The following is a 21,148-nucleotide window of genomic DNA, read 5'->3' as shown; positions in this document are numbered from 1 at the left end:
CCAGGAAAGTTCCCGGCGTCGATTCCCCGACGTATCCGCTTGGCTTTGACCGTACCCTGCCGGGGCGTGCCCGTGCAGGGAGAACTGTGAAGGCTGCGTCAGCCCCCGATAACTCCTTGGTAACCCGCTGCATCCAGCAGTTCACCGAGGGCGGAATCCAGGGTTGCCTCGTCGTCGAACGCGAGCTCGAACAACCAGCCCTCGTCGTAGGGATCGGTGTTGAGCGTCTCCGGTGACTGCACCAGATCCTCGTTCACCGCAACGACTTTGCCGCTGAGCGGAGCGTAGATGTCGGACACGCTCTTGGTCGACTCGACCTCGGCGATGCTCTCGCCGATGGTCACATCCTTGTCGACGTCGGGCAGTTGGACGAACACGACGTCACCCAGCTGTGACTGGGCGTAATCGGTGATGCCGACACGGACCGCCGTGGGGCTGGTCCGCCGCACCCATTCGTGCTCTTCGGTGTAGCGCAGTTCCTCAGGGGTCCGGGTCACAGGACGTCCTTTCATCGTCGACGTTGCACGCAACAGTATCGACTAGCTCCCGTGGTGCGGCACAGGCGGTATCGATCGCGCGACCGCGACCGCCAGCCCCGCGTAGAGCACCCCGGTCCAGACGTAGAGTGCCGTACCCCAGATCAGCAGTGCCCAGCCGAAGGCCCACCCCAAACTCGCCCCCGCCCAGTCCATCTCCCCGGTCAGGATCCACGGCAGCGCCGACATCAGCGCGAAAGTGGCCGCTTTCCCCAGGTAGATCACCTCCGGTGCGGGCAGGTCGCGCCGCTTGTACACCGAAAGGGTCGCGGTGAGTACCAGATCGCGTGCGATCAAGATCACCGCGAGCCACCAGGGCAGCAGGCCGCGCACCACGAAGGCCACCAGGGTCGTCACCAGGTACAGCCGGTCGACGAGCGGGTCGAGCAACGCGCCCAGACGCGAGGACTGATCGAGCAGCCTGGCGAGCTTGCCGTCGAGGAAATCGGTGAAACCGCTGGCGATCAGCAGCGCGAACGCCCAGCCGTCGGCGTGGCGGACCAGCAGCAGCCACAGGAAAACGGGGATGCCGATCAGCCGCAAGACGCTCAGCGCGTTCGGCACGGTCAGGATGCGGTCGCTGAACACGCCACCGGATTCGGTGTCGTGCGTGCCCGGCGTTCCTGATTCGGTTGCCACGCCCATGCTTACCGCAGCGACCCCTGCTCGCGCCATCCGGCCACGCCGAAACGCCGACAACTGGCGCTGTGTGTCGAGCGTGGCGCTACCCGCCACGCGGCGACCGGCTAACCTGGGCAGTCGTGTCCGACAGTGGTATTGATCTGCGCTCCTACGTCTCCGCCGAGGACGCCCGTGAACGTGGCCGGGCTGCCAGGCAACGGGTGCCTGTCACAGAACGTGACCGTGCCGCGGAGAGCCCAGAGCGGCCGACGGTGCGCGAGTTCATCGATACCAGCAACCATGGCCGGATCGAGCGCCTGATTCCGCTGCGGATCGGCCGGATGATCGCCTCACCGTTCACCTTCTTCCGTGGCGCCGCCGGCCTGATGGCGGCCGACCTCGCCGCCGGACCGGACAGCGGCCTCGCCGCGCAGATCTGTGGCGACGCCCATGCCGCCAACTTCGGCCTCTACGGCACCCAGCGTGGCGAAATCGTGATGGATATCAACGATTTCGACGAGACGGTCATGGGCCCGTGGGAGTGGGATCTGGAACGTCTGGCGGCAAGTCTGGTGCTGGCCGGGCGCGAAGGCGGCGTCGACGCCGACGATTGCCTGCGCGCGGCACGCGATGCCGCCCGCTCCTACCGGCGCACCGTCGATGAATTGGCCGAGATGCCGTTCATGCAGTCGTGGACCGCGCTGCCCGACGAGTCGATCCTCGCCAGCGCCAAGGCCGAAGACCTGCTCGACGACTTCAAGAAGGCCGCGAAGAAGGCCCGCAAGAACACCAGCGCCAAAGTGGTGGCGAAGTGGACCGAGCACCTCGACGATCACGAGACCGATATCCGCAAGCACCGCTTCGTCAGCGACCCGCCCGTGCTGACGCCCGTCGACGCGCCGGTGTCGGAAGCGGTGATCGACGGCCTGGAACGCTACGCGAGCACCATCAGGGAGTCCCGGCGCAATCTGCTGGCCCGTTTCGCGGTCTCCGATGTCGCGTTCCGCATCGTCGGCACCGGCAGCGTCGGCCTCCACAGCTATGTGGCGCTGTTGCACGGCAACGACGGCGAGGCGGTGGTGCTTCAGGTCAAGCAGGCGCGCCCGTCCGCGCTCACCCCGTTCCTGCCTCCGGCCACGCCCCGTCACGAGGGCGAGCGGATCGTGGTCGGCGCGCGGACCGTGCAGTCCGAGACCGACATCCTGCTCGGCTGGACGACCATCGAACTCGACGAGTCGCTGCCGTTCATCGTGCGCCAGTTCCGCAATCTCAAGGGCAGTATCGACCCGGCGACCCTGTCGGCCGACGATCTCGACGACTACGGTCGACTCGCCGGTGCGCTGCTTGCCCGCGCGCACGCCCGCTCGCTGGACCCGCGCGCGCTGGCCGGCTATCTGGAAACCGATGACGACGATGACGACCGGTTCGAGGAGTCGGTGGCCCGCTTCGCGGTGCGCTACGCCGACCGCACCGAGGCCGATCACGCCGAACTCGTCGCCGCCGTGGCCGCGGGCACGTTCGACGCCGAACAGGATTGACCCAGCTACGATGTACGCCAACGGTTCTCGGCCCGGATCGCGTGTGCCGAGCACCGCGCCAACGACCAACGAAGGGCGGTCTCCATGCTCGTGCGCGTGCAGAATGCGGCAGGCAGCGATGCCGAGGCGGCACTGATCGACTGGTTGCGAACATGGAAGGACCCGTCGAGCCCGCACGGTGTCGTCACGATCAACTGCAGCCTGTTCCACCAGGATCGGCTGCACCAGTTCGACGCGGTGGTCTGGACCCCCACCAGTTGCGTGGTCATCGAGGCGGAGACGTTCACCGCGCCGCAGGACGGCGTGCTGGAGATCCCGCTCAACGGCCCGTGGATGGTCTCCGGGGAGCTCGCCCAGTTCGCGGGTTCGGAGAAGTCGACGCCGCTGGAGCGATCACGTGATCACACCTTCGCCCTGCAGGACTATCTCGCCGCCCGCGGGCTCGGCCAGCGCGCGGTGCACGGACTCGGCCTGATCGTGCCGATGCCCGGCGCCCAGATCGACGTGCACCAGGGTTGGAGCGACCCGAGCTTCGATGTGATCGTCACCGACGACCCGCACCGGCTCGAGATGTACTTCGAATTGCTGGCCGAGAAGGAACACAATCTCTGGACGGCCAACGACGTCGCCATCGCGTTCCGCGGCCTCGGCATCCTGCCGTCCCTGCCCGCACCACAGGACCTGCTCAACGAGGGCTTCCTCGGTCCGATCGACGTGACGCTGTGGCACGGCGGGCCCACCCAGGCGGCCGCCGAGGCCTACGCCGAAGATCAGGCCGAGCTCGAACGCCAAGCGCAGTCCCGGGGCATGGTCGCGCCGTGGTACAGCCCGTGGAAGCTGTATCCGCGAGTCGGCGGCGATCTCGATTTCGGCCGGGCGTTCCTGCGGATCACCCTCGCCCTCGGCATGATCGTGGCCATCGTGTGGGTGCTGTGGTTCCTGGTCACGGCGGTGCTCACCTACGGTCCGGCTTGAGCGGGACCGCGCGGATGTCGTCGCGTCCGTGATCGACCGTGTTCGCGGTGCCACCGTTGTCCGGGCGACGGCTATCGGCGCCGGTGCCGCACTGACCGCGGCGATACCGTTGACGTTCCCCGCGCACGGCGGTGCGAGCGAACTCGACGCCATGGTGTCCGAGGACACCGTCTCCCCCGGCCTCGCGCAGGTGCTCGTCGCTCCGAGCAACGCGCCGGTGGTCGTGGCGCTGCTCCTGGCCGCGTGTGCGTGGTTCGCGCTACGGCGGCAGTGGTGGCAGGCAGTGACCATGCTGGTGGTTCCCGAGATCGCGTTGGCGGTCAACACCTGGTTGCTCAAACCGCTGTGGGATCGCCGGCTCGACGACCATCTCGCCTATCCGAGCGGACACACCGTCCATATGGTCGCTGTCGCCACGACTTTCGCGTGCCTGGTGACCGACCGCCGGGCACGGATCGTGGTCGCGGCGCTCACCGTGCTCGCACTGGTCGCGATCACCCCCGGCATGGCCGAATTGGGATACCACCACCCCACCGACATCCTCGGTGGGGCAGCGGCGGCAGCGGCGATGGCGATCGGGCTGTGCTGGCTCTCCGATGCGCTACGGGCCCGAAACCGCGCCTAGCCCTCCGAAGGGGCAAGGCGCGGCGCGCACCTTATCGGCGGTCGAAAACGCTGGCGTCGTGCAGCATCTCGGCGCGCAGCATCGTCTCGGGCACGCCCATCGCCTCCACCAGGGTCAGCGCGTCGGGACGCAGGCGGTCGACGAGTTCGTTCACCCCGCGCCGTACCCCCTTGGCCCGCTCCACCGACATGAACCGGTGCATGATGTACCAGGCCAGGTTCTCCTCCAGCGAGGCGTAAACATAGAGGTCGCAGACTGTTTCAGCGAGGGCTTTCGCGTCCGGGTCCTCGATGGCGGCGATACCGTCGACGAACTCCTCGAGCACGAGGCGGTCGATGTGCGCGGCCCCGGCGGCCAGGATGTGGTCCTGGGCGTTGTTGAACGCCTCGAACGGGCCGGTATCGGCGGCCCTGGCGCGCAGCCGGTGCGCGGCGGTGCGCAGCAGGTAGTCCTCGCGGTCGGCGAACAGCTGCAGCTGGACATCGCGTTTGGACAGGTCGCCCTCGTCGACGCTCTCGTCGTTGCGGTCGCGCAGGGTCTGGATCAGCTGACGCACGCCCGAGCGTTTACGCACCACGTCACCGGCCATGGTGGCGGCGAAACGCACCCAGCCGAGGGCGTCGAGGTCGCGGACCTCGTCGGAATAGGCCGTGAGCAGTTCCTTCGCCACTAGCTGGGTCAAGACGACATTGTCGCCTTCGAAGGTGGTGAACACGTCGGTGTCGGCCTTCAGCGTGACCAGGCGGTTCTCGGTGAGATAGCCCGCGCCGCCACAGGCTTCGCGGCATTCCTGGATAGCCCGGGTGGCGTGGCGGGTCTGGGCGACCTTCAGACCGGCGGCACGCTTCTCCAGCGCCCGCTGTGAGCTCGGTTCCGTGTCCTGCCCGCGCTGGATCAGATCCATCCGGCGTACGAGGTCGTTCTGGGCGAAGGCCAGCGCGAACGACTTCGCCACCAACGGCAACAGCCTGCGCTGATGGCTGCGGTAGTCCAGCAGCAGGGTCTCCTCGCCGGTGTCGGGGTCGGCGAACTGGCGGCGCGCCAGCGCGTAGCGCACGGCGATACTCAGTGCCACCCGCGCGCCCGCGGCGCCCGCGCCACCCACGCTGACCCGGCCACGAACCAGCGTGCCGAGGGTCGTGAAGAAGCGGCGGCTCGGGTTCTCGATCTCGGAGCTGTAGGTGCCGTCCGGGGACACGTCGGCGTAGCGGTTGAGCAGGTTCTCGCGCGGGATCCGCACATGGTCGAAGACGATCCGGCCGTTGTCGACGCCGGGCAGACCGCCCTTGAGTCCGTCGTCGTAGGTGGTCACGCCGGGCAGGTCAGCGCCGCGGTCGTCGCGGATCGGTACCAGCAGACAGTGCACCCCCTGGCTCTCGCCGCCGACGATCAGCTGGGCGAACACCGCCGCCATCCGCGCGTGCACCGCGGCGCCACCGATGTAGTCCTTGCGCGCCGACGGCGTCGGGGTGTTGATCACGAATTCCTGGGTGGCCGGATCGTAGGTGGCCGTGGTCTCCAGATCGGCGACATCGCTGCCGTGCCCCGACTCGGTCATCGCGAAGCAGCCGAGCAGATCGAGCGAGATCAGGCGCTTGATGAAGTCGCGGTGCCGCTCGGTGCCCAAGTTCTCCACCGCGCCGCCGAACAGCCCCCACTGCACACCGGATTTCACCCACAGCGACAGGTCGGTGTAGGCCAGCATCTCCAGCCCGGTGACCGCGCCGCCGGGATCGCCGGTGCCGCCGTTCTCGGACCGGAAGCCACGCTCGGGATAGCCCATGGTCGCGATGACGCGCATCTGGTCGAGCACGCGAGCCCTTGCCGCGTGGATGTCGAGTTCGGGGTCGTCGGTGAATTCCTCGCCGGCGAGCTGCGTGCGTGCCTGTTCCCTGACCGTGCGCCACGGTCCGTCCAGCGCTGCGCGGAGATGTTCTGCCGTCGTCGATGTGCCGGTAGCCATGGCACCGACACTAGCCCGCCGACGAACAGTCACCCAGGCCCGAAACTCGGTTCGGGCCAAAGTCTTGCCAACGGATTGAACATGCGTTTAACATATTGAACATGCGTTCAGCTGATCTCACCACCGCAGCCAGGATCCGCGATTCCGCGATCGAATTGTTCGGTGAGCAGGGCTTCGGTGTCGGGGTTCGGGCGATCGCCGCCGCGGCCGGGGTGTCGCCCGGGCTGGTGAACCATCACTTCGGTTCCAAGGACGGCCTGCGCGCGGTCTGCGACGATCGTGTGCTCGAGATCATCCGCGACGAGAAGTTGCGCGCGATTCAGACACCGGGTCCCGCGGGGATGCTCACCGCGATGGCCGAGATCGAGATGTACGCCCCCCTGGTGGCCTACATGCTGCGCAGCTTCCAAGCCGGCGGCGCGCTCTCGGAGTCATTGCTCGAGCACATGATCACCGACGCGGAGCAGTACATGCAGACCGCCGTCGACGCGGGAATGATCAAACCGAGTCGCGATCACGCTGCGCGCGCCCGCTACATCGTGCTCTGCCACGTCGGCGCCATGAACCTCTACCTGCAGATGCGCATGCAACGCGAAGGAAAACTCGACTACCGCAAGGCGATCCGTGAGCTGTCCGACGACATCACCTTTCCGGCACTCGAGCTCTACACCCAAGGCTTGCTCACCGATTCCACCACGCTCGACACCCTTTTCGAGGAGTAGACGATGCCCAACCCCACCACTGCCCGGGTCATCGATGTCGCGGACCTGCGAAAGACGTTCGGTCGCTTCACCGCGCTCGACGGACTCGACCTACATGTCGGTACCGGCGAAATCCACGGTTTCCTCGGTCCCAACGGAGCGGGCAAGTCCACCACCATCCGGATCCTGCTCGGCGTCCTGCGCGCGACCGGTGGCGAGGCCGCGGTCTTCGGCCGTGACCCGTGGACCGATGCCGTCGACCTGCATCGCCGGATCGCTTACGTACCGGGCGATGTCACACTGTGGCCGTCGCTGTCGGGTGGCGAGACGATCGATCTGCTCGCTCGCATGCGCGGCGGCCTGGACGAGGCACGGCGCGACGAGCTGATCGAACGCTTCGAGCTGGACCCGACCAAGAAGGCGCGTACCTATTCCAAGGGCAACCGGCAGAAAGTCGCACTGGTGTCGGCCTTCTCGGCGAACGCGGACCTGTTGATCCTCGACGAACCGACGTCGGGTCTGGACCCGCTGATGGAACAGGTCTTCCAGGACTGTGTGCGTGATGCCGCGGCTCGCGGTGCGACGGTACTGCTGTCGAGCCACATCCTGTCCGAGGTCGAGCACCTGTGCGACCGGGTGACGATCATCCGGGCCGGCCGCACCGTCGAATCCGGTTCGCTGAACGAACTCCGCCACCTGAGCCGCACCGCCATCACCGCCGACCTGATCGGTGATCCCGGCGATCTCAGCGCGATGCCCGGTGTCGGCGATGTCGAACGAGACGGATCGACGCTGCGCTGCCAGGTCGACGCCGACCATCTCGGCGCCCTGATCCGGGTACTCGGTGACGCGGGCGTCCGCAGCCTGACCAGTGCGCCACCGACGCTCGAGGATCTGTTCCTGCGCCACTACCACGTCGACAACACCGAGACCGCGGAGAAGGTGCGGGCATGACCACTACTGTCGCTCTCCCCCATTTCACCGGAACCTCGCGCACCGCAGGCGAATTCGCGGGCACCGGCCAGATGCTGCGCCTGTACCTGCGCCGCGACCGGGTGGTCGCCCCGCTGTGGTCGCTGCTGATCGGGTTGATGCCCGCGCTGCAGATCGTCTCGATCAAGGACATCTACACCACACCGGAACAGCTCGACCACTTCGCGGCCACCACGGCCGCGAGCCCGGCGCTGATCGCCATGTACGGACCGGTTTTCAGCTCGGCACTCGGCTCCATCGGCACCTGGAAAGCCGGGGCGATGTACGCGATGATCGCGATCGCCGCGGTACTCACCGTCATCCGGCACACCAGGGTCGAGGAGGAGACCGGCCGCGCGGAACTGGTCGGCGCCACCAGCATCGGCCGATTCGCCGGCCTCACCGGCGCACTCCTGCTCACCTACGGCGCGTCCGCGTTCGCCGGAATCGCTTGCACCGCTTCGCTGCTGGCCACCGATCTGCCCGTCTCGGGCTCGGTCGCCTTCGGTGCGGCGCTCGCCGCGTCCGGTGTCGTCTGGGGTGCCGTGGCCGCCGTCGCCGCTCAGGTCAGCACCGGCGCCCGGCTCGCCCGTGGCATCGCGCTCGGCACCTTGGGTGCCGCGTTCGCGGTGCGCGCGGTCGGCGACGCGGGAAATGTTGTGCTGTCCTGGTTCTCGCCGCTGGGGTGGTGCCTGCAGGTCCGCCCGTTCGCCGACGAACGCTGGTGGGCACTCGTGCCGCTGGCCGCCCTCGGCGCCGGCGCGACCCTGCTCGCCTACCGGTTGCTGCGCACCCGCGATATCGGCGCGGGCCTGCTGGCCGAGCGCCCCGGACCGGCGGTCGCCGGCACCGCACTGTCGGGTCCGATCGGTCTGGCCTGGCGACTACAGCGGGGTTCGCTGCTCGCCTGGACGACCGGCTTCGCCCTGTACGGCCTGCTCATCGGCGGTGCGGTGAACAGCATCGGCGGCATGCTCGACGACAGCGGCACCCTGCAGGACGTGGTCACCTCGCTGGGTGGGTCGGCGGATCTGGAGAAGTCGTTCATCGCCTACGCCGTCACCATGCTGGCCGCCGCGGCCGCCGCCTACTCGGTGTCGGCGGTACTGCGGCTGCACGAGGAGGAGAACTCGGGCCGCGCCGAGACCGTGCTGGCCGCCGCGGTGGGGCGCGTGCGTTATGCATCGAGCCACCTGCTGTTCGCGATCGGCGGACCCGCCGTGGCGCTGCTGACCGCCGGTCTCGCCATCGGCATCGTCTGGGGTGCGACAGACGGTGATCTTCCCGGCAAAGTCGGCGATTCCCTGGGCGCGGTCGCGGTGCAGCTGCCCGCGGTCTGGGTGATCACCGCCATCGCGATGCTGTTGTTCGGCGCCCTGCCCAAGTACGCGGCCCTTGCCTGGGGCGTGCTGAGCGCGATGATCGTGATCTTCCTGCTTGGCTCGCTGGGCAGCTTCTCCCAGTGGATCCTCGATCTGGTTCCCTTCGTCCACCCGCCCAAGCTGCCGGGCGCGGCGTTCGACATCGTGCCGATCGCCTACCTGGCCGCGCTCGCCGGAGCGGGAATCCTTCTGGGGCTCATAGCCTTCCGTCGCCGCGACCTGCGCTGACGGCGCGAGGCCCGTGTAGCCGGGGTGGTGAGTCGACTCACCACCCCGGCTTTCAGTACGCGCCGTCGCCGCGGGTGACCACCCCGATGGTGCGCGCGATCAACGCCAGATCCAGCACCATCGACCAGTTCTCGACATAGGACAGGTCCAGCCGCACCGAATCCTCGGGCGACAGATCCGACCGCCCGCTGACCTGCCACAACCCGGTGACGCCCGGCTTCACCAGCAGCCGCCTTCGCATCTCCCCGTCATAGCTGTCGACCTCACGCTGCACCTGCGGGCGCGGCCCGACGACACTCATGTCACCACGCAGCACATTGAAGAACTGGGGCAACTCGTCGAGGCTGTACTTGCGCAGGAACCGGCCGACAGCAGTTACGCGCGGGTCGTCTTTGACCTTGAAGAACAACGGATTCCCGCCGTGCCGGTCGATGAGCGCCTCCACCGCGCTGTCGGCGTCGACGAGCATGCTGCGGAACTTGATCATCCGGAACGGAATTCCGTCACGCCCGATCCGCTCCGAGAGGTAGAACACCGGTCCCGCGCTCGTCACCTTCACGGCGATCGCGATGGCGGCCAGCATCGGCGCGACGAGCACCAAGACCGCTGCGGCAAAACACAAGTCGAACAACGCTTTACGACTCGACTTCGCTCGTCCGTAGCGCGGCGGATCGATGTGCAGCATCGGCATCCCCGCGACGAGCCGATTGGTCAACCGTCCCCCCGCGATGTCGACGACACCGGGCGCCACGATCAGATCGACGCCGAGCGGATCCAATGCCCATGCCATTCGCCGCAATTCGGCGGGGCCGAGATGATCGGTCGCGGCCACGGCCACCGAATCGGCCCCACTGCGGCGTACCGCCTCGAGCACCGAGCGATCGTCCCCGAGCACCGAGGGCCCGTCGGTCGTATCGAACTGCGCGCCGAGCGATCCCGATGGCACGCACACACCGACCACGCGGTAGCCGGAGCCGGGATCGCCGGTGAACGCCGTCGCCATCGCGTGCGCGGCCTCGGGCGAACCGACGACCAGCACCGCGGTGTGGCACCGGCCCTGCGCGCGCCAGCGCCGCAACCGCCACCGCCACGCCACCCGTCCAGCGACCAGCGCGAGCAGCCCGGCGGGCAGCGCGATGGCGAGATAGCCACGCGCGACCTCCACCCGGAACAGCAGCGCCAGTATCGCGAGCACACCGAACAGCCGCAGCGTCGCCGATACCAGCCTGCGGAACTCCTCGCTGCCGGTGCCGACCACCTGCGGCGTACGGCTGCCGTAGCCGTGCAGCAGCGCCAGCCACCCGGCGGCCAAGGCCAGCGACACCACGGAATAACCGACCTCGTAGGGCAACGGCCAAGCCAATGGGGGCGCGGCGGGCCCGCCGAAGCGGATCACCTGCGCGGCACCGACCGCTCCGAACACCGCGATCACATCCGTGACGACCAACCGCTGGACCAACGCGGTCTGCCAACTCTCGCGCTGCGTACGGCGCAGCACCTGAACACCGTTGACAACATCGACGTCGCCACTACCGGTGAGCTCGTAGCTCATGAACCCACACCTCCCCTTCGGGAGACGAATCGTTTCCCGATCCCCGTCGACCGGAAAGCGGCCTTTGCGGCCGTCCTGCTTCCCGTCGATTCGATACCCGCCCGCTGATTGTTACAGACCACGAGCAGGCATTCTTTCCGAAGCCTCACCGCCACAACGGATTCCAGCAGTTAGCCACATCACAGCGCAATCGGACAGCTATCACCGAATCGCTATTGCCTTTCGATATGAATGCAGGACTCCCACTTTCACAAGTGAGCGGCATCACAAAGGAATGAGGAATGGTCGCGCTCGCCAGCAGTTTGCCGGTATCGGATCGACCTGGTCGAACTCCGAAACATACCACGAATCTCTTTCTCCCCCGTACGTTTCGGGGGGTACCCCAGCGGGCCCCCTGTAACGTCTGAGCCCGTCGATCCGACTTCCGGCATGACCGGCATGAGCCGTGACAGCTTGGGTGAATGTGCAAGAAGGTGGGGGTTCCACGTGCAATGTCGACTCTGTGATTCCGAACGGCTCACGAGCGTGCTCGACCTGGGCGCCACCCCACCGTGCGAGAGCTTCCTTGCCGTCGAGGAGCTAGACCTGCCGGAGACGACGTATCCGCTGCACCTGCGGCTGTGCGAGGACTGCCTCCTGCTGCAGATCCCGGCGCTGATCACCCCCGAGGACACCTTCACCGAGTACGCGTACTTCTCCTCGTTCTCCGACAGCTGGGTCCGCCACGCCGAGCAGTTCGTCACCACCACCGCCGAGCGACTCGGTCTCGGCTCCGATTCGTTCGTCGTCGAGGTGGCCAGCAACGACGGCTACCTGCTGCGGCACGCGGTCGCCCGCGGCATCCGCTGCCTCGGCATCGAGCCATCCGTCAATGTCGGCTCGGCGGCCCGCGAGGTCGGCGTGCCGACGGAAACGGCGTTCCTGGAACCGGATTCGGCCGCGCGGATCCGCGCCGAGCACGGTCCGGCCGATCTGGTGGTCGCCAACAACGTCTACGCCCATGTGCCCGACCTGCGCGGGTTCACCCACGCGCTGCGCACGCTGCTCAGCGACGACGGCTGGTGCAGCATCGAAGTGCACCACGCGCTGAACCTGGTCCAGCTCGGCCAGTTCGACACCATCTATCACGAGCATTTCCAGTACTACACCGTCCATTCGGCGCAGCGCGCGCTGGCGATCGCCGGGCTGACCGTCGTCGACGTCGAACTCCTGGAAACGCACGGCGGCTCGATCCGGCTGTGGGCACGCCCCGACGCCGTCGCCGAACCGAGCGCCCGGGTCGCCGAGGTCCTCGACCTCGAGCGGGCGGCGGGCCTGCACGAGCCGGCCGGTTACGCCGCGCTCGGCGCCCGCGCGGAATCGGTCCGCCAGGAGCTGCTGCGTTTCCTGCTCGACTGCCGCGCGGCGGGCAAGCGGGTGGTCGGCTACGGTGCGCCGGGCAAGGGCAACACCCTGCTCAACTACTGCGGTATCCGGCCCGACCTGCTCGAGTACACCGTGGACCGCAACCCCTACAAGCACGGCCGATTCACCCCGGGCACCCGGATCCCGATCCATCCGCCGGAGCGGATCGACTCCGATGAACCCGATGTGGTGCTGGTCCTGCCGTGGAATCTCGAAACCGAGATCACCGCCCAGCTCAGCCATGTCGGTGACTGGGGTGGCGAACTGATCTATCCGCTGCCGGTGCTGCATCGCGGCACCGCGATCGACAAACCGGTGGCAGGCGAACCCGTCGCGGCCGGCGCACACTCCGAATGAAGGTGAACGAACCGATGAAGGTCGTCCTGTTCTGCGGCGGATACGGCATGCGCATGCGCGGCGGATCCGACGACGTCGTCCCCAAGCCGATGCAGCTGGTCGGCCCGCGTCCCCTGCTGTGGCACGTGATGCGCTACTACGCGCATTACGGCCACAAGGAGTTCGTCCTGTGCCTGGGCTACGGCGCCGAACACATCAAGAACTTCTTCCTCACCTACCAGGAGTCGGCGTCCAACGACTTCGTGATCCGCAACGGTGCGGTGGAACTGCTCGGCAGCGACATCAGTGACTGGTCGATCACCTTCGTCGACACCGGCGTCGAATCCGCGATCGGAGAGCGACTGCGCCGCGTGCGCGAGCACCTCGACGGCGACGAGTACTTCCTGGCCAACTACGCCGATGTCCTCACCGACGCACCGCTGGACACCATGATCGAGCGCTTCCACGCCTCGGGTGCGGCCGCGTCGATGATGGTGGTGCCACCACAGTCCTCGTTCCACTGCGTGGACATCTCACCGACGGGCGAGGTGAAGGACATCGTGCCGGTGGCGCAGATGCCCCTGTGGGAGAACGGCGGATACTTCGTACTGAGCCAGGAGATCTTCGATCTCCTGCCGCCGGGCGGGGATCTGGTGGCCGACGCGTGCGGCGCGCTCGCCGGGCAGGGCAGACTTTTCGGGTATCAGCACATGGGCTTCTGGAAGCCGGCCGACACCTTCAAGGAACGCGCCGAACTCGACGACGCCTACCGCAACGGCACCCGGCCGTGGATGGTGTGGGACCAGCCGTGATCGGCTTGTTCACCCGCCCGCCGCGCCGGATCGCGGTGCTCGGCGCGCACTGCGACGACATCGCGATCGGGATGGGGGCAACACTTCTCGCGCTCACCGGTGCCGATCCCGGCGTCGAGGTGCGGGCCCTTGTGCTCTCCGGCGGCGGCACCGCGCGCGAGGACGAGGAACGTGCGGCGCTGACCGCGTTCTGCTCGGGCACCGAACCCGACCTGCTGGTCCTCGATGTGCCCGACGGCCGCGCACCGGCGCACTGGGACCGGATCAAGGACGCACTGGCGGCCTTTCGTCGTGGCGGCGAACCCGAGGTGGTGTTCGCACCGCATCGCGGCGACGCCCACCAGGACCACCGCCTGCTCGCCGAACTGGTGCCGACAGAGTTTCGTGATCACCTGACCCTGGGTTACGAAATCCTCAAATGGGAGACCGACACCCCGGCGCCCACCCTCTACCACCCGTTGAGCCATGAACTCGCACAAGAGAAGTCGCGACTGCTGCACAAACATTATCCGTCGCAGACGGGCCGCGACTGGTTCGACGAACAGGCCTTCCTCGGGCTGGCCCGGCTGCGTGGCGTGCAGTGCCACGCACCGTATGCCGAGGCGTTCGTGCTCGACAAAGCGATCATCAGATGGGAACAGACGTGAACATGCGGGTACTGGTCACCGGGCACCAGGGCTATCTCGGCACCGTGATGGTGCCGGTGCTGCGGGCGGCGGGCCACCAGGTCACCGGTCTGGACATCGGCTACTTCGCCGACTGCCTGCTCGGCGAATTCGCCGGTGACCCCGAAGGTCTGGCGGTGGACCTGCGGGAGGTGACCGTCGAGCAGCTGCGTGGCTTCGACGCGGTGATCCACCTTGCCGCGTTGTCCAACGATCCCCTCGGTGCCCTGGCGCCGGAGATCACCTACGACATCAACCATCACGCGTCGGTGCGCCTGGCCCGCCTCGCCAAAGAGGCCGGGGTCTCCCGGTTCCTCTACGCGTCGACCTGCTCGGTCTACGGTGCCGCCGGTGCCGACCTCGTCACCGAGGACGCCCCGCTGCGCCCGATCACCCCGTATGCCGAGAGCAAGGTGCGCGTCGAAGACGACGTGGCCGCCCTCGCCGACGACGGCTTCGTCCCGGCGTTCCTGCGCAACGCAACGGCTTTCGGCTTCTCGCCACGACTGCGGGCCGATATCGTGCTCAACAATCTGGTCGGCTACGCGGTGCTCACCGGTGAGGTGAAGGTGCTCTCCGACGGCACCCCGTGGCGCCCCCTGGTACACGCCGCCGACATCGCCGCCGCGTTCGCCACCTGCCTCACCGCGCCCGCCGCCGACGTCTCGTGCCGGGCGTTCAATATCGGCACCGAGGTCAACAACCTGACCGTCGCCGAGATCGCCGCCTCGGTGGTCGACGCGGTGCCCGGCTCACGATTGCTGATCACCGGCGAGAGCGGCGCGGACCCACGGTCCTACCGGGTCGACTTCTCTTACGCGCGTGCGGTTCTCGGGTTCGAGGCACAGTGGACGGTGCCCGCGGGTGCGGCCGAGCTGTTCACCGAGTACACCGCGCGTGGGCTCACCTCGGACGCGTTCTTCCGCCGGTTCACCCGGCTGCCGCATCTGCAGGGCCTGTGCGATTCCGGGGTGCTCGACGCACAGCTGCGCCGGATCAGTGCGTCGGCGTCAGCGTAGCCAGCAGCGCGGGCCAGCTCCCGGCTCCCGCGTCTCGCGCGGAGACCGGGCCGACGGGCAGCGGCCAGTCGATGGCCAGCTCGGGGTCGTCGTAGGCGACCCCGAGGTCCTCGGCGGGATCGTGCGGACGGTCGATGCGGTAGCAGACATCGGCGATCTCGGTGAGCGCCTGGAATCCGTGCAGGAACCCCGGCGGCACGTACAGGTGATGGAACTGCTCGTCGTCGAGCCGAAATGCTTGGCGCGCACCGAAAGTCGGCGAGCCGGGGCGGATGTCGACGAGGACGTCGTGGACGGCGCCGTGCGCGCAGCGCACCAGCTTGGCCTCGCCTCGCCCGCCGCGTCCGTGCATGCCGCGGATCACCCCGCGCACCGACCGCGACTGCGAATCCTGCACGAAGGCCGCCGCCGCGCCCGGCACCCCGAGATGGGCGTCGAACTCGTTCGCGTCGAAGGTGCGGGTGAACAACCCGCGATCGTCGCGGAACGGTTCGGGAACGAGAACCACCACGTCAGCCAATTCGGTCCGCTCGATACGCACGAGGACATCCTGCCATGACCCGCCGATGCCGCGGCTGCGCGAAGACCGCGCTCACTCCCCTTCTCGACCTGGGCTCGGTCCCGGCGGCGGACCACTTTCCGCCACGTGACATTCCGGTCGCCGACACCGAATGCGGCCATCCGTTGCGGATGGACCAGTGCGCGGCATGCGGGCTTGCCCAACTCGCCGACGACGACACCGTCACAGCCGAACCCCGCGGCATCGAACCGCTGGCCCTGCGCGAGCAGGCCGCCGCGGCGGTGCGTCTGGTGCACGCCGCCGGACTGCTGCGCGGTTCGACGGTGACCGAATTCGGCAGCCCGCACGGCGGCACCTGGCTGCCCCTGCTCGCCGCGCACGGCTTCACCGAAACCACCGGCGGACCGGCCGATGTGGTGCTCGACTGCTTCGGCATCATGCACGAACCCGATCAGCGGGCGGCTTTCGCGGCACGGGCCGCCGCGACGGCTCCCGACGGTGTCCTGCTCGTGCAGTACCACTCCCTGGCCGCCATCGTCGCGCAGGGGCAGTGGAATGCGTTGCGGCACGGGCACTTCGCGTACTACTCGATGTCGACCCTGCGCACTCTGCTCGGGGCGGCGGGAATGAGCGTGGTCACCGCTTGGGAGTTCGATCTCTACGGTGGCACCGTGCTCCTCGCGGTTCGCCACGGCGACCACGCTCCGGACGCCCTGGTCGAAGAACTTCTCGCGAGGGAAGCCGAGGCGCTGAGCTCGGCGGCCGAGCTACAGCAGACGGTCGACCGCCATGTCCGCGCCCTGCGTGGCTGGCTGGAAGAGGCTGCCGCACAACGACATCGGGTCTTCGCCTACGGCGCCGCGTCGCGGGCGGTAGCCCTGCTGAGCATGGCAGGCGCGCACCGCGGCCTGCTCGCCGGTGTCGCCGACGCCTCGCCCGGCAAACAGGGCCGCCGGATGCCGGGCACCGATGTACCCATCATCTCCCCCGCCGAACTGGTCGCCGCCGAGCCCGACCTCGTGCTGTTGACGCTGCCGGACCTGCTCGCCGAAGTGAGCGCCGGACTGCCCGAACTCGAGGGCCGGTGGATGATCGACGACCCGGCGGGCCCACGCCGGCGATAGTCGCCTGCCGAGGCTGTGGCATAGCCGACCATATGTCGATCAGCACATGATCGGATCGCGTGGGATACTCGGATCACCCAGCGCCGCACCATGATCGAGCTCCGGTCACTGCTGGACCTTCGCAGTGTCGCGGTGGCCGGTGCCCGGATCGCAGGGGGAAGTGGCGTCGAACGCACGTTCGGCGGGCGAACATCCAGGGGAGAAATCTGATGAGGGGAATCACCGTGCTCGCACCGCGTGCGCTCCGGATCGCGGCGATGGCGTCGGCCATCGCTGTCGGTCTCGCGATGGGGGCAGGCTCCGCCGCTGCCGGAATCGACAGCAGCAGTATCGTTCTCGACGGCAAGAACCGCACCGTCGAGGCAATCCAGTCCGACACCCGGATCGACTTCGTCGCACCGCTCGACGGCAATCCGCTCACCCGTGAGTGGTTCCACAGCGGCGCGGCCTCCTACCTGGTCACCGGCCCCGAGGCCGAAGCCTGGTCCGGCCGCATCACGATCGGCTACCAGGTCGGCTACCCCGCCACCCTGGACGGCAGAATCAAGTTCGAGTGGTCGACCCCGGGCTTGAGCGTCGAGATCGGCTCCGACCCGAGCGCCACGCTCGACGGCCTCATCCCGCGCGCGGGCATCGAACTCGCCGTCGGCTTCGGCCCCGGCATCCAGGAGGTCGAGGTCGCCGGTGGGGAGATCTCTGGAGCCGAAGGCGTACTTCGCCTTTCGGGTTTCCACGGCACCGTCACGGGGGTGCTCGGCCGGACCAATGTCCGCCCGTTCGTGAAGATCGTCGGTTCCGGCGGCGACACCGTCGTCACCTACGGCAAGACCTTCTCCATCTGATCCTCGTCGCCCCGGCGGGCACGCACTCGCCGGGGCCATGGGCCACCGAAGGTCTCGGTGCTACCTCACTCGCCCGGGCGCACCGCGCCCACCGCACCCAGCGTCCGCACCCTGACCCGCTCCATGATCTGGCCGACCAGGCGCAGGTCACCGGTGAGAACATCCGCGCGCGTCACCAATTCGGGGTGGTCGACGACGAGCCGATGGTGGAAGCGGTACATGTCGGTGAGCTTCGACCTGGTGGTGGTGCGACTGCACAGGTTGAACGAGGAATTGCGCCAGGCGGCCACGATTCGTTCCATCCCGACGAAGTGACCGCCGGTGGCGACGCGTGCGAAGAGGTCGACATCCATCGGGAACACCAGGTCGGGACGCAGGCCGCCGACGCGCCGGTAGTCGGCCAGCCGGAACATCGCCGCGGCCGTCGGCCCGAACTCGGCCGGACCGCGACGCACGATGACCTTGGCCAGTTCCCGTGGCGTGCGGCGGCCGAGCAGGCCGGGCAGACCGAGATCGGTCTCGAGCAAACCGCCCTGCTCGTCGATCACATCGAAACGTCCCGCGCAGATCGCGACCGACGAGTCGGCCATCAACGCCCACTGCTCGGTCAGCGCGCCGGGGCGCAGGATGTCGTCGGCGCACACCACTTTCACCAGATCACCGGACGCGGCACGGATCACCCGATCCCAGTTGGCCCCGATCGGCAGCACCGACTCGTTGCGCAGCACCCGCACCCGGGGATCGCCGGTGGAGCGGGCGATCTCGCCGGTGCGGTCGGCGCTGGCGTTGTCGAGGACGAGCAGCTCGAAGTCGGCGTCCTCGGCGAGCACCGACTCCAGGGTCACCGCGAGCGTCCGCTCGGCGTCGTAGGCAGGCACACACACCGTCAACGCGGAAACCATCGTCGTACTCCCTGTCATCGGGGTATGCCCTGTTGCACCCCCGCCATCCCCGTGACGAATCTACCCCACCCCCGTACCGCCTGCCGCCCGGTAGGCCCGAACGTGGTTGCTCCCCTAGACTGTGGGCTGATAGCGAATTCGCCGGTCGGGATGCACTTCGCGGGACACATGATGAAGGGTGCGGAGGTTGACGACTGCGACCGCAATGGTTGGTGTGCACATGACCGGATCGGAATGGTTCGGTGCCACGCCGGGCGGACTCAACCGCTATTTCACCGATCTGTATCGAGCACTCGCGCGGCAGCCGGAGATGGTGGTGACCGCGTCGGCGTTCGGCGACGCCGACGACGCGGGCGCCCGATCGTGGGGGCCGACGGGCGGTTCGACACTGCACCGCACCCGCACCGCGCTGCTCGCACGCGCCGAGCTGACCCCCGGCACCGTCCTTGACCGGCACTTCTGCCTGTACGGCCCGCTCGCCCGGACCGCGACGGCGAAGCTGCCGCTGGTGGTTCACTTCCACGGGCCGTGGGCACAGGAGAGCGCGATGGCGGGCGAATCGGCCCGTGCCGTGCGGGCCAAATACCTGTTCGAACGACTGCGCTACCGCGGCGCCGACCGATTCATCGTGCTGTCGGGCCATTTCCGTGACGTGCTCGAACGCGACTATCACGTGCCCGCCGACCGGATCTCGATCATTCCGCCCGGTGTCGACCTCGACCGATTCCGCGCGGCGCCGCTCGACACCACCGCCACGACGCGGACCGTGCTGTGCGTGCGCAGGCTCGAGCGGCGCATGGGCATCGATGTGCTGCTGCGGGCCTGGCCGCGGGTATCGGCCGCGCATCCCGACGCTCGGCTCGTCGTCGTCGGCACCGGTACCGCCGAAGCGGATCTGCGCGCCGAGGCTGCGCGGCTCGCGGGCAGCGTCGAGTTCATCGGCCGGGTCAGCGACGACCGGCTCAGCGAGCTCTACGCCGAAGCCACTGTCTCTGTTGTTCCGACGGTCGCGCTGGAGGGCTTCGGCCTGATCGCCCTCGAGTCCCTGGCCGCGGGCCGGGCGCCGATCGTCACCGACTGTGGCGGATTGCCCGACGCCGTGCGGGGCCTCGACCCCACCCTCGTCGTCCCCGCGGGCGAGCCGGACGCGCTCGCCGCCCGGCTCGTCGCCGCCCTCGACGGCACGGTCCCCGACCCGGCCGCCTGCCGCGCGCACGCGGAGACCTTCACCTGGGACATCGCCGCGGACCGGCACGCTGCCCTGTATCGGGCACTGTGATGACCCGGGCTGTCTTCCTCGCGCATACCGCGGCACCGTCCGGCGCCGAGCTCGCCACCCTGCGGCTGCTCGACGCCTTGCGCGCCACCGGCCGCTATCAGGTCACCATGATCTACACCGAGGACGGACCGATGGTGGCCCGGATGCGGGCACGCGACATCGAAACCCGGGTGGTATCGGGACAATTCGACTCCCGCGCCATGCGCATCGGTACCGGGGTGCTCGGACTGATCACCGGCTTCATCGCCCTGCTGCGGTTGGGCTGGGCCGTCGGTGCGGCCGTCGGCGAGACCCGCGCCGATGTGGTCGTCGCCGAAAGCACCAAGGCACTGGTCCTCGGCGCTGTCGCTGCCCGCCGCGCGCGCGTTCCCCTGGTGTGGCAGGTCCACGACCGCGTCTCCCCCGACTACTTCGGCAAGCTTCCCGCCCTGGCGATCCGCGTGCTTGCCCGGCTCGTGTGCCGCGGACAGCTCGCCAACAGCCGCGCGACCGCTGCCACCCTGCCCACCGGACCGGCTACCACGATCGCCTATCCGGGTGTCGAACTGCCTGCGATACAAGCGGATCCGCGTACCCGCCCGGCCACGGAGGCCGTTGTCGTCGTAGTCGGCAGGCTCAGTCCGTGGAAAGGCCATGACGTCTTCCTGCGCGCGATCGCCGCGCTGCGGGTGCGGCCCGGGAGGGTGATCCTGGTGGGCGGCACGTTCTTCGGCGAGGAACCGTATCGCGCACAGCTGGAAAAGCTCGCGGCCGAGCTGGGTGTGGCCGCCGAATTCACCGGCCATGTCGACGACCCCGCCGAATATCTCACCGCCGCGGACATTCTCGTGCACTGCTCGGTCCTGCCGGAGCCCTTCGGGCAGGTCGTCGTCGAGGGCATGGCCGCGGGCTGCGCGGTGGTCGCCGCGACACCGGGCGGACCCGCCGAGATCATCCACACCGGAGTCGACGGCCTGCTCGTACCCGGTGGCGACGTCGCCGCCCTCACCGCCGCGCTGGAAACCCTGCTCCACGACCCCGCCGCCCGTGCCCGCCTCGCCATCGCGGGCCGCGACCGCGCGCGCGACTTCGACATCCACACGAGTGCCCGTACGGTCGCCGACTTCCTCGACACCATGGTGACCCGCGGTGACTGAGCACGATCGCTACCTG

General features: G+C 68.4%; 20 protein-coding genes. 14 read left to right on the top strand and 6 right to left on the bottom strand.

From position 1 onward, the window contains the following. Nucleotides 1-98 precede the first annotated feature (98 nt). Together gcvH and ACFWPK_RS11460 are read right to left on the bottom strand one after the other, a co-directional pair. Nucleotides 99-512 carry a glycine cleavage system protein GcvH gene (gcvH, locus tag ACFWPK_RS11465; protein ID WP_378914519.1) on the bottom strand — a complete coding sequence of 138 codons (414 nt, stop codon included), beginning with the start codon at nt 510-512 and terminating at the stop codon, nt 99-101. A gap of 27 nt (nt 513-539) precedes the next feature. Next, nucleotides 540-1,181 (bottom strand): CDP-alcohol phosphatidyltransferase family protein, encoded by a 642-nt coding sequence (locus tag ACFWPK_RS11460; protein ID WP_378914518.1) that lies wholly within the window; start codon nt 1,179-1,181, stop codon nt 540-542. Nucleotides 1,182-1,297: 116 nt separating this feature from the next. Between ACFWPK_RS11460 and ACFWPK_RS11455 the strand changes: the two genes are divergently transcribed. From ACFWPK_RS11455 to ACFWPK_RS11445, 3 genes are all read left to right on the top strand, one after another. Then, nucleotides 1,298-2,695 carry a DUF2252 domain-containing protein gene (locus ACFWPK_RS11455; RefSeq protein WP_378914517.1) on the top strand — a complete coding sequence of 466 codons (1,398 nt, stop codon included), beginning with the start codon at nt 1,298-1,300 and terminating at the stop codon, nt 2,693-2,695. A gap of 96 nt (nt 2,696-2,791) precedes the next feature. Next, nucleotides 2,792-3,670 (top strand): nuclease-related domain-containing protein, encoded by an 879-nt coding sequence (locus tag ACFWPK_RS11450; protein WP_378914516.1) that lies wholly within the window; start codon nt 2,792-2,794, stop codon nt 3,668-3,670. A gap of 28 nt (nt 3,671-3,698) precedes the next feature. Then, on the top strand, nt 3,699-4,295 hold the full coding sequence (locus ACFWPK_RS11445) for a phosphatase PAP2 family protein (RefSeq protein ID WP_378914515.1): 597 nt from the start codon (nt 3,699-3,701) through the stop codon (nt 4,293-4,295). Nucleotides 4,296-4,326: 31 nt separating this feature from the next. Here ACFWPK_RS11445 and ACFWPK_RS11440 read toward each other — a convergent pair whose 3' ends face one another. Then, entirely contained in the window at nt 4,327-6,258 is a 1,932-nt protein-coding gene (locus ACFWPK_RS11440; protein WP_378914514.1) for an acyl-CoA dehydrogenase, read from the bottom strand. 101 nt (nt 6,259-6,359) lie between these two features. On the opposite strand from ACFWPK_RS11440, the gene ACFWPK_RS11435 reads away from it, so the two are divergent. From ACFWPK_RS11435 to ACFWPK_RS11425, 3 genes are read left to right on the top strand one after another with little or no spacing between them, the layout of a single operon-like run. Continuing rightward, entirely contained in the window at nt 6,360-6,980 is a 621-nt protein-coding gene (locus ACFWPK_RS11435) for a TetR family transcriptional regulator (protein WP_378914513.1), read from the top strand. A gap of 3 nt (nt 6,981-6,983) precedes the next feature. Then, nucleotides 6,984-7,913, top strand: a complete 930-nt coding sequence (locus ACFWPK_RS11430; RefSeq protein ID WP_378914512.1) for an ATP-binding cassette domain-containing protein — start codon at nt 6,984-6,986, stop codon at nt 7,911-7,913. Continuing rightward, complete coding sequence (locus ACFWPK_RS11425) at nt 7,910-9,541, top strand: ABC transporter permease (RefSeq protein WP_378914511.1); 1,632 nt, start codon at nt 7,910-7,912, stop codon at nt 9,539-9,541. The genes ACFWPK_RS11430 and ACFWPK_RS11425 overlap by 4 nt, the downstream gene beginning before the upstream one ends. Nucleotides 9,542-9,593: 52 nt before the next feature. Here the strand turns inward: ACFWPK_RS11425 and ACFWPK_RS11420 are convergent, their stop codons facing one another. Then, nucleotides 9,594-11,093 (bottom strand): sugar transferase, encoded by a 1,500-nt coding sequence (locus ACFWPK_RS11420; protein WP_378914510.1) that lies wholly within the window; start codon nt 11,091-11,093, stop codon nt 9,594-9,596. Nucleotides 11,094-11,579: 486 nt separating this feature from the next. Between ACFWPK_RS11420 and ACFWPK_RS11415 the strand changes: the two genes are divergently transcribed. The 4 genes from ACFWPK_RS11415 to ACFWPK_RS11400 are packed head-to-tail and all read left to right on the top strand — an operon-like array spanning nt 11,580 to nt 15,329. Continuing rightward, nucleotides 11,580-12,854 (top strand): methyltransferase domain-containing protein, encoded by a 1,275-nt coding sequence (locus ACFWPK_RS11415; RefSeq protein WP_378914509.1) that lies wholly within the window; start codon nt 11,580-11,582, stop codon nt 12,852-12,854. Between the two features lie 14 nt (nt 12,855-12,868). After that, nucleotides 12,869-13,645, top strand: coding sequence for a glucose-1-phosphate cytidylyltransferase (locus ACFWPK_RS11410; protein ID WP_378914508.1), 777 nt, complete (start codon nt 12,869-12,871; stop codon nt 13,643-13,645). Further along, entirely contained in the window at nt 13,630-14,292 is a 663-nt protein-coding gene (locus ACFWPK_RS11405; RefSeq protein WP_378914507.1) for a PIG-L deacetylase family protein, read from the top strand. Before ACFWPK_RS11410 ends, ACFWPK_RS11405 begins: the two co-directional genes overlap by 16 nt. A gap of 2 nt (nt 14,293-14,294) precedes the next feature. Beyond that, the gene (locus ACFWPK_RS11400; RefSeq protein ID WP_378914551.1) at nt 14,295-15,329 is read left to right on the top strand and encodes an NAD-dependent epimerase/dehydratase family protein; all 1,035 of its coding nucleotides are present in this window, start codon (nt 14,295-14,297) and stop codon (nt 15,327-15,329) included. Here the strand turns inward: ACFWPK_RS11400 and rfbC are convergent. Next, on the bottom strand, nt 15,307-15,870 hold the full coding sequence (gene rfbC / locus ACFWPK_RS11395) for a dTDP-4-dehydrorhamnose 3,5-epimerase (RefSeq protein WP_378914506.1): 564 nt from the start codon (nt 15,868-15,870) through the stop codon (nt 15,307-15,309). The genes ACFWPK_RS11400 and rfbC overlap by 23 nt on opposite strands. 14 nt (nt 15,871-15,884) lie before the next feature. On the opposite strand from rfbC, the gene ACFWPK_RS11390 reads away from it, so the two are divergent. After that, the gene (locus tag ACFWPK_RS11390) at nt 15,885-16,973 is read left to right on the top strand and encodes a class I SAM-dependent methyltransferase (protein WP_378914505.1); all 1,089 of its coding nucleotides are present in this window, start codon (nt 15,885-15,887) and stop codon (nt 16,971-16,973) included. A gap of 209 nt (nt 16,974-17,182) precedes the next feature. Then, nucleotides 17,183-17,815 carry an MspA family porin gene (locus tag ACFWPK_RS11385; protein ID WP_378914504.1) on the top strand — a complete coding sequence of 211 codons (633 nt, stop codon included), beginning with the start codon at nt 17,183-17,185 and terminating at the stop codon, nt 17,813-17,815. Nucleotides 17,816-17,880: 65 nt separating this feature from the next. Here the strand turns inward: ACFWPK_RS11385 and ACFWPK_RS11380 are convergent, their stop codons facing one another. Next, nucleotides 17,881-18,717, bottom strand: a complete 837-nt coding sequence (locus ACFWPK_RS11380) for a glycosyltransferase family 2 protein (RefSeq protein ID WP_378914503.1) — start codon at nt 18,715-18,717, stop codon at nt 17,881-17,883. Nucleotides 18,718-18,937: 220 nt separating this feature from the next. On the opposite strand from ACFWPK_RS11380, the gene ACFWPK_RS11375 reads away from it, so the two are divergent. Together ACFWPK_RS11375 and ACFWPK_RS11370 are read left to right on the top strand one after the other, a co-directional pair. Then, nucleotides 18,938-19,996, top strand: coding sequence for a glycosyltransferase family 4 protein (locus tag ACFWPK_RS11375; RefSeq protein ID WP_378914502.1), 1,059 nt, complete (start codon nt 18,938-18,940; stop codon nt 19,994-19,996). Next, nucleotides 19,996-21,132, top strand: coding sequence for a glycosyltransferase family 4 protein (locus ACFWPK_RS11370; protein WP_378914501.1), 1,137 nt, complete (start codon nt 19,996-19,998; stop codon nt 21,130-21,132). Before ACFWPK_RS11375 ends, ACFWPK_RS11370 begins: the two co-directional genes overlap by 1 nt. Nucleotides 21,133-21,148: the final 16 nt, after the last annotated feature.

The organism is Nocardia sp. NPDC058519 (assembly GCF_042719755.1).
In the GTDB taxonomy this organism is placed as follows: Bacteria; Actinomycetota; Actinomycetes; order Mycobacteriales; family Mycobacteriaceae; genus Nocardia.
This window is presented reverse-complemented; position numbering and strand designations above follow the sequence as displayed.